The organism is Devosia sp. (genome assembly GCF_028290645.1).
In the GTDB taxonomy this organism is placed as follows: Bacteria; Pseudomonadota; Alphaproteobacteria; order Rhizobiales; family Devosiaceae; genus Devosia_A.
Genome location: NZ_JAQGJL010000311.1, coordinates 1 through 7,377, shown reverse-complemented (window position 1 = coordinate 7,377; position 7,377 = coordinate 1). Strand labels below are relative to the sequence as shown.

6 protein-coding genes are annotated in these 7,377 nt (G+C 65.6%); 2 read left to right on the top strand and 4 right to left on the bottom strand.

The genetic code is table 11. From position 1 onward, the window contains the following. The 4 genes from JWQ89_RS16780 to JWQ89_RS16765 all read right to left on the bottom strand — a co-directional run. The coding region (locus tag JWQ89_RS16780) for a sugar ABC transporter permease (RefSeq protein WP_299642834.1) at positions 1-501 on the bottom strand (501 nt) is incomplete at its 3' end. Positions 502-737: 236 nt separating this feature from the next. Further along, entirely contained in the window at positions 738-2,048 is a 1,311-nt protein-coding gene (locus JWQ89_RS16775) for a sugar ABC transporter substrate-binding protein (RefSeq protein WP_299642833.1), read from the bottom strand. A 160-nt stretch (positions 2,049-2,208) separates the two neighbouring features. After that, positions 2,209-3,162 carry a sugar-binding transcriptional regulator gene (locus tag JWQ89_RS16770; protein WP_299642831.1) on the bottom strand — a complete coding sequence of 318 codons (954 nt, stop codon included), beginning with the start codon at positions 3,160-3,162 and terminating at the stop codon, positions 2,209-2,211. Positions 3,163-3,234: 72 nt separating this feature from the next. Further along, a complete protein-coding gene (locus JWQ89_RS16765) occupies positions 3,235-4,947 on the bottom strand; it encodes a DUF6311 domain-containing protein (RefSeq protein ID WP_299642829.1) in 1,713 nt (570 codons plus the stop codon). Between the two features lie 335 nt (positions 4,948-5,282). On the opposite strand from JWQ89_RS16765, the gene pncB reads away from it, so the two are divergent. Together pncB and JWQ89_RS16755 are read left to right on the top strand one after the other, a co-directional pair. Then, the gene (gene pncB / locus JWQ89_RS16760; RefSeq protein WP_299642827.1) at positions 5,283-6,590 is read left to right on the top strand and encodes a nicotinate phosphoribosyltransferase; all 1,308 of its coding nucleotides are present in this window, start codon (positions 5,283-5,285) and stop codon (positions 6,588-6,590) included. Between the two features lie 16 nt (positions 6,591-6,606). Next, positions 6,607-7,365, top strand: a complete 759-nt coding sequence (locus JWQ89_RS16755) for a TIM barrel protein (RefSeq protein WP_299642825.1) — start codon at positions 6,607-6,609, stop codon at positions 7,363-7,365. The last annotated feature ends 12 nt before the right edge of the window (positions 7,366-7,377 follow it).

Genomic DNA, 7,377 nt, shown 5'->3' with positions numbered 1-7,377 from the left:
GGGCAGCCACTGCCAGGCGACGATGATGATGATCGAGAGCAGCGGAAACTGCGCGAACCAGTCGACCGGCCGCTGGCCGATGCTGCGGGCAAACTCTGCGAACAGCCCGTATTCGGGGTTCATCAGCATGTTCTTCCAGACCAGCGCCGCAACCGGCGGCATGACGAAGAACGGGGAGATGACGAGGATGCGGACAATCCCCTGGCCGAACATCGGCTGGTCGAGCAGCAGCGCCAGGAAGATGCCACCGATGACGGTGATCAGCAGTACGCCGATCACCAGGATCAGCGTGTTGCCGATGGCCTGGAGGAACGCCGGGTCGGTGAGGAAGTAGTAATAGTTGCTCCAGCCGGCGAAGCTCGTCACCGGGTTCAGGAGGTTGTAGTTCTGGAACGAGAACCAGAGCGTCAGCACCAGCGGCACGATCATCCAGATGAGCAGGACGATTACCGAAGGCGCTATCATGGTGCGCGCAAGCGTGCGCGACTCTCGCGTGGCCATTGGCGTTCTCTCCCCTCAACGCCGGTTGCGAAAAAACATGTCGTTCAGTGCGTGTGGACCCCCAACCCTGTCCCCTACCCCTATCGGGGAGGGAGACCCTCACACTGGCGCCGGTGCTTTCGTCTCCCTCCCCTTCTTGTAGGGGGAGGGGACAGGGGTGGGGGTCCACAGCCACATCGCTAGAAAACAGGCCGCCAGCCAAAGTGTTGCCGGCGGCCCCAGGTCGCCTCGGGAGGCTACTTGATGTATCCCGCCTTGGTCATTTCGCGGGTCGTCACGTCCTGTGCCTGCCGCAGCCCGTCGTCCACCGTGGTCTGGCCGGCAAGGACGCCGGCGAAGATCTGGCCGACGGTGGTGCCGATGCCCTGGAACTCGGGAATGGCGACGAACTGGCCGCCCACATACGGCACCGGTTGCACCGTCGGATGGGTCGTATCGGCGGCGTTGATGGCGTTGAGCGTCGGCTCGGCGAAGGGCGCCGCCGCCTTGTAGTCGGCGCTGGCATAGGTGGAGGCACGCGTCCCCGGCGGAACGTTGATCCAGCCATCCTTGCCGGCAACGAGCGTCACGTAGGAGGGACCGGTTGCCCAGTCGATGAACTTCTTGGCCGCATCGATATTCTGGCTGCTCGAGGGGATGGCGAGGGTCCAGGCCCAGAGCCAGTTGCCGTGGTTGTCGGTGGCGGCAGCGGAGGGCGAGACGGCCCAGGCCAGCTTGTCCGCCACGGTCGATTGCGCCGGGTCGGCGAGGGCCGCGGCGGCTACGGTGGCGTCGATCCACATGCCGCACTTGCCCTGCTGGAACAGCGCCAGGTTCTCGTTGTAGCCGTTGGACGACGCGCCCGCCGGGCCATCAGCCTTCATGATGTCGACATAGTACTGCAGGGCGGCCTTCCACTCCGGCTGGTCGAACTGCGGATGCCATTGCTCGTCGAACCAGCGGGCGCCCATGCTGTTGGCCATCGAGGTGAGGAACGCCATGTTCTCGCCCCAGCCGGCCTTGCCGCGCAGGCAAATGCCGTTGATGTCATTGGTGCGGTCGGTCATCTTGTCCGCCGCTTCCTTGATGAAGTCCCAGGTCGGCGATGCCGGCATGGTCAGCCCGGCCTTCTCCATCAGGTCCTTGCGATAGTGGACCATCGAGCTCTCGCCGTAGAACGGGGACGCGTAAAGCTTGTTGTCCATCGACAGCGCGCCGCGGATGGGGGGCAGCAGGTCGTCGACATTGTAGTCGGCGCCGAGGTCGCTCAGGTCCACCAGCCAGCCCTGCTTGGCCCAGATCGGCACTTCGTAGTTGCCGATGGTCATCACGTCGTACTGGCCGCCCTTGGTGGCGATGTCGGTGGTGACGCGCTGGCGCAGCACGTTCTCCTCGAGCGTGACCCACTGCAGCTGGATGTCGGGGTTCTTGGTGGTGAAATCATCCGCCAGCTTCTGCATGCGGATCATGTCGTTGTTGTTCACCGTGGCGATGGTAATGGTCGCGGCGGATGCGGAGCCGGCCAGCGCAACCAGCATGGCGCCCGCGAGAAGCGGTAGCAGTCTCATCGATGTCCTCCCTTTCCGAGACGAGCATTTGTCTCGGTTATGAGCAAATACTCATCCTTTCGTCGATAAAGTCAAGCGGGTGACTTATCGGTGAGCGGACGGGCACTTGCCCGCGGCGCCCGCGAAGTCGAAGAGTCGTCGGGATTTCAACGGGTTGCGGCTAAGCCAGCAGGCCTTCGGCGGTCGCTTCGTCTGTGAGTAAGCCGTTGACCAGGCGCCGGTTCAGGGCGGCGCGAATGCCGGGCAATTTCTTCTTGCCCATGGCGATTGCTACCACCAGCGACGACTCGCGGGAGGGCAAGGGGGCGCTGGCGACCCGGTCATTGGTGAGACCTTCGAGCAGCTTGCCGTTGGCATCGAAGGCCCAGCCGAGCACTTCGCCGATGCCGCCCGCCTTCTGCAGCGCCTTAAGCTCGATCTCGGAGATGAAGCCGTCGAGATAGAGTGGCGCCTCGGGGCCGAGATCGCCGAGCCCGAGGAAAGTAACATCCGCCTTGGCGGCGAGCGACAGGGTATCGCGCACCATTGGTTGGCTGTGCAGCGCCTCGCGCTCGGCGGCGGAGGAGGCGATCACCGGCAGCGGCATGGGAAAGCTGCGGGCCTTCACTGCATCGGCCATCGAGAAGATAACATTGTAGAAGGCGGCCGAACCGTCGGGGGCGATGTTGCCGGTGAGCGACACGATCTTGTGCTGCGGCGCGTCGATCGGCGAGAGCTGGTCGATCGCGGCCTTCAACGTGCGCCCGGTGCCCAGCCCGAGGATGATAGGCTTGTCGCCCTTCAGTCGCCGCTCGATCTCGGCGGCGGCGGCTTGGGCCAGTCCGAGAATGGTCGAGCCCGAGCCCGGATCGGACGGCACGACCTCGACGAAATCCAGCGCATAGCGGCTGCGCAGGCGCTCGGCGAGCTCCATGCAGCGGCCGATCGGGTGGTCGAGCCGGACCTTGATCAGGCCTTCAGAGACCGACAGCGAGACGAGGCGCTGCGCGGTCTGCCGCGACACCCCGAGCTTCCGGGCCACTTCCTCCTGGTTGTTGCCGGCGACATAGTAGAGCCAGCCGGCGCGGGCGGCGTCGTCGAGGCGGTTGCCGGAGGTTTCCTGTCGTTGCGCCATACGGAGTGAACTCGAACCAAAACGGGCGGATACTCACGCAATGAGCTTTTGCCCGCAAGAGGGTTTCGCGCGTTAGTAGCGGACCGAGACGAAAGGCGAAAGCCTGATGCCGGCCGCCTCGAGGATCGGCTTGCCGCCCGGGGCGAAGAGGATCAGCCCGTCCACCGGAGCCAGAACGTCATCGGGGCCGAGGTGCGGCAGTACCCGGCGCGCCGAGCGGGTGTCGAGGCCGTAGATGGCGCCGCGGTCGAAGCTGCCTTCGCGGAGCGATGCGTCAGCTGCCGCCTGCGCTTTCGCCAGCGCGGTGGGATCGATGCGGCCGAGATAGACGGCGTCGGTGGGGAGCTGGTGGGTGACGGCGAACCACGAGAGCTCGCGCCAGTTGTACCCCTCGTTCTCGACCGGCAGCGCCCGGACCCGCTGGTAATGTGGGGCGAGCGCCTCCCAGGCGGAGGAGGTGAGCATGGTGCGCCAGGTGGTGCCGGTGCGATCGGGCCCGACCTTGAGGGCGCGGATGCCGAGCTGAAGATCGGCAAGCTGCAGCCCCAAAGCGAGGCAGGCGACGACCAGCGCCGGGATGCTGCGCAGCTGCCGCGACAGCAGCGCAAGCAGGGCGAAGATCAAGAGGTAGCCGAGCGGCCAGAACATGCGGCCGGAGCTGCGGAAGGTGGTGAGGAATTTCTCGAGCCGGTCGGGCAGGGGCAACTCGAAGAGCTCGATCGAGCCGAAGGCGAGGCGGTTGCTCAGCGCGAAGACTGCGAGGCCGACGGCGATCAGCACCAGCGGCAGGAAGCGCGGACCGACCAGCGGCCCGAGACTGGCGGGCCGGAATGTGACGAGCACCGCGGCGGTCAGCGCGAAAATGCCGAGGCCGACATAGTTCACCCCCTCCCACTCGAACCGTCCGACCGGCACGCCGGGGACGATGAACTGGAAGAAGGCCGGGTTGATCGGCCCCAGGAGGTTCATGCGGAACAGGCCGAAGCCCCAGCTCTCGACCGAGCCGACCATGAAGATGCCGGTCGACCACAGCACCCCGGTGATGAGGGCGGCGGCGAGCGCGATCTCAAGCAAGGTCGGCATCGGCCGCAGCTCGCCGCGCCAGAGGCGGGAGGCGAGGGAGGCGACCCAGATGGCGAACACCATGACCAGCAGATAGCCGTGGATTGCGGAGACGGTCGCCAGCAGCAGCGGCCAGGCCCAAGGAGGATTGGGCCGGCGGAGGTAGAGCCAGACGGCGGCGAGGATGGTCCAATGGCCTGCCAGCGCCATGTGTACATCGAGCCGCATCAGGAAGGCGGGCTGGAACACGCAGAATATCGCAGCGATCAGCGCCATCGGCCGGCTGAGCTTCAGCTCATGGGCGATGAGCACCGCGAACAGCGACTGCAGGACGAAGCACAGCAGCTCCCAATAGCCCCAGTACTGGAAGCGGACGGGCAGCCATTGGGCGATCAGCTTGAACGGGAAGGCGAAGAGCGGCAGCGAGTCCGAGAGCCCGACGCCATTGGCGAGTTCGAGACCGTTGAGCGGGCTGGCGCCAGGCGGCCAGCCCCAGGGCGCCATGGCAAACCACCACCAGCCCAGCGTGTGCATGGCCCGGTCGCGCTCGTCGAGCCAGAGGATGTTGGTGGGGTCGAGCGGGGCGAAGCCGCGGACGATGATGAAGGCGATAAGGCCGATGAGGAGCGCCGGGACGATCGCCGGGATTTCGAGCGCGGCAGGAGCCGTCACCGCCCGGCGCGGGCGCGCCTCGTCGAGATCCACAGCCCCTGTTGCGCTCATTCGGTTTTCGGCGATCCACCCAGCCTGGCGCGCAAGCCGCCATCGACCTTCAGTACCTCACCGGTGATGAAGGAAGCGTTTTGAGAGGAGGAACAGCACGGCGTTGCCTGGTGGGCTGGTGCGTGGGGACCCCCACCCCTGTCCCCTCCCCGCAAGGGGGAGGGAGACCCCTTCACCAGCGTCAGCGCTTTGGCCTCCCCATTCTTAGGGGGAGGGGGCAGGGGTGGGGGTCGGCTCGCACCGGCCCGCCCATCCATCGTCAATTACCGATGAAGTGCTCTTTTCTTTTCTCTCCGATTTGCCTAGACGTGTCGGACGAGTTGAAGGAATGCGTGATGCCGAAGACCGACATTGCCCGGCGCGTCTACAACCACACCTGGAAGCTCGATCCGATCGTCCGGAGCCTGCTCGATACGGATTTCTACAAGCTCTTGATGCTGCAGATGATCTGGGGGCTCTACCCCAAGGTCGACGCCACCTTTTCCCTAATCAACCGCAAGACCTCGGTGCGGCTCGCCGACGATATCGACGAGGGCGAGCTGCGCGCCCAGCTCGACCATGCCCGCACCCTTCGCTTCGGCAAGAAGGAGATGATCTGGCTGGCGGGTAACAGTTTTTATGGCTCCAAGCAGATCTTTTCGCCGGCGTTCCTCCGATGGCTGGAGGGTTTCCGGCTGCCCGAGTACCACCTCGAAAAGCGTGACGGGCAGTATGAGCTGAACTTTCCCGGCAAGTGGATCGAGACCACGATGTGGGAGATTCCGGGGCTCGCCATCATCAACGAGTTGCGCAGCCGCGCGGCGCTCAAGAGCTACGGGCCATTCGCGCTCGACGTGGTCTATGCGCGGGCCAAGGCCAAGATGTGGGAGAAGGTGGAGCGGCTGAAGAAGCTGCCCGAGCTCCGCATTTCCGATTTCGGCACGCGGCGGAGGCATTCGTTCCTGTGGCAGCGCTGGTGCGTCGAGGCGCTGAAGGAAGGGCTGGGACTCGAGAACTTCACCGGCACCTCGAACGTGCTGCTGGCCATGGATAACGACCTCGAGGCGCTCGGCACCAACGCGCACGAACTGCCGATGGTGCTGGGGGCGATCGCGCCCAACGAGGAAGCGCTGCGTGCGGCGCCTTACCAGGTGCTGCAGGAGTGGGAGAGCTATTACGGCGGCAATCTCAAGATCGTGCTGCCCGACGCGTTCGGCACCGATGCGTTCCTGCGCGATGCGCCCGACTGGGTGGCCGACTGGACCGGCTTCCGCCCCGACAGCGCCCCGGCGATCGCCGGCGGCGAGAAGATCATCGAGTGGTGGAAGGCGCGCGGGCGCGACCCCAGGGAGAAGCTGCTGATCTTCTCGGACGGGCTCGATGTCGACATGATCGAGGAGGCCTATCACCACTTTCACGGGCGGGTGCGCATGGCCTTTGGCTGGGGTACCAACCTCACCAATGATTTCGCCGATTGCTCTCCCTGGCCCAACCCGCAGCTCGACCCGATCTCGCTGGTCTGCAAGGTGAGCGAAGCCAACGGCCGGCCGGCGGTGAAGCTCTCGGACAATCCCGAGAAGGCCACCGGTGACGCTGCCGAGATCAAGCGCTACATCAGGATCTTCGGCGACAAGGGCCGGGTCTCGCACAAAGTCACCGTCTAGTTTCTACGGATAGAACATGCGCTATTCTGCCTGCATCGAGTGGCTGTTCGCCGCCGAAGAGCCCGATGTCGCCAACCGGGTCCGCGCGGCCAGGGCCGCAGGGCTCGACGCCGTCGAGTTCTGGCGGTTTTCGAACAAGGATCGCGATACGATCCGTGCGGCGCTGGACGAGACCGGGCTGGCGCTGGCGGGGATCCTCTGCGAGCCCATCGTGCCGCTGACCAACCCGGACTCGCACCAGCAGTTCCTCGCAGGGGTACGCACCTCGCTCGCGGCGGCGCGGCAGCTCGACGCCAAAGTCATGATCGCGCAGGCGGGAGACAACCAGCCGGGCGTCGCCCGGTCGGTGCAGCATGCGGCGATCGTCAAGGTGCTGAAGGAAGCGGCGAAGATCCTTGAGGGGTCCGGGGTGGTGCTGGCGCTCGAGCCGCTGAACGACCGGGTGGACCACCCGGGCTACTATCTCACCTCGACCGAGGAGGGGCTCGATATCGTCGACGAGGTCGGCCGGCCCGAGATCAGGCTGCTTTACGACATCTACCATGCCGCGGTGATGGGCGAGGAGATCGAGGTGCTGGCCGGCCGGCTCGACCGCGTCGTCCACGTCCACCTCGCCGATACCCCCGGCCGGGGCGAACCGGGCAGCGGCCGGCTGGACTATGCCGAGCGGCTCGAGTGGCTCGAGGCGCGGGGCTATGAGGGGCTGATCGGGCTCGAATACAAGCCGAGCGGGCCGACGGTGGAGACACTGCGGTTCAGGGAGCTGGTTGGATAATTCAGTCCGGTG

Coding starts and splice junctions, on each gene's coding strand:
- JWQ89_RS16770 (WP_299642831.1), bottom strand. CDS start 3,162: ATGGCGCAACGACAGGAAACCTCCGGCAACCGCCTCGACGACGCCGCC.
- JWQ89_RS16755 (WP_299642825.1), top strand. CDS start 6,607: ATGCGCTATTCTGCCTGCATCGAGTGGCTGTTCGCCGCCGAAGAGCCC.
- JWQ89_RS16765 (WP_299642829.1), bottom strand. CDS start 4,947: ATGAGCGCAACAGGGGCTGTGGATCTCGACGAGGCGCGCCCGCGCCGG.
- JWQ89_RS16775 (WP_299642833.1), bottom strand. CDS start 2,048: ATGAGACTGCTACCGCTTCTCGCGGGCGCCATGCTGGTTGCGCTGGCC.
- pncB (WP_299642827.1), top strand. CDS start 5,283: ATGCCGAAGACCGACATTGCCCGGCGCGTCTACAACCACACCTGGAAG.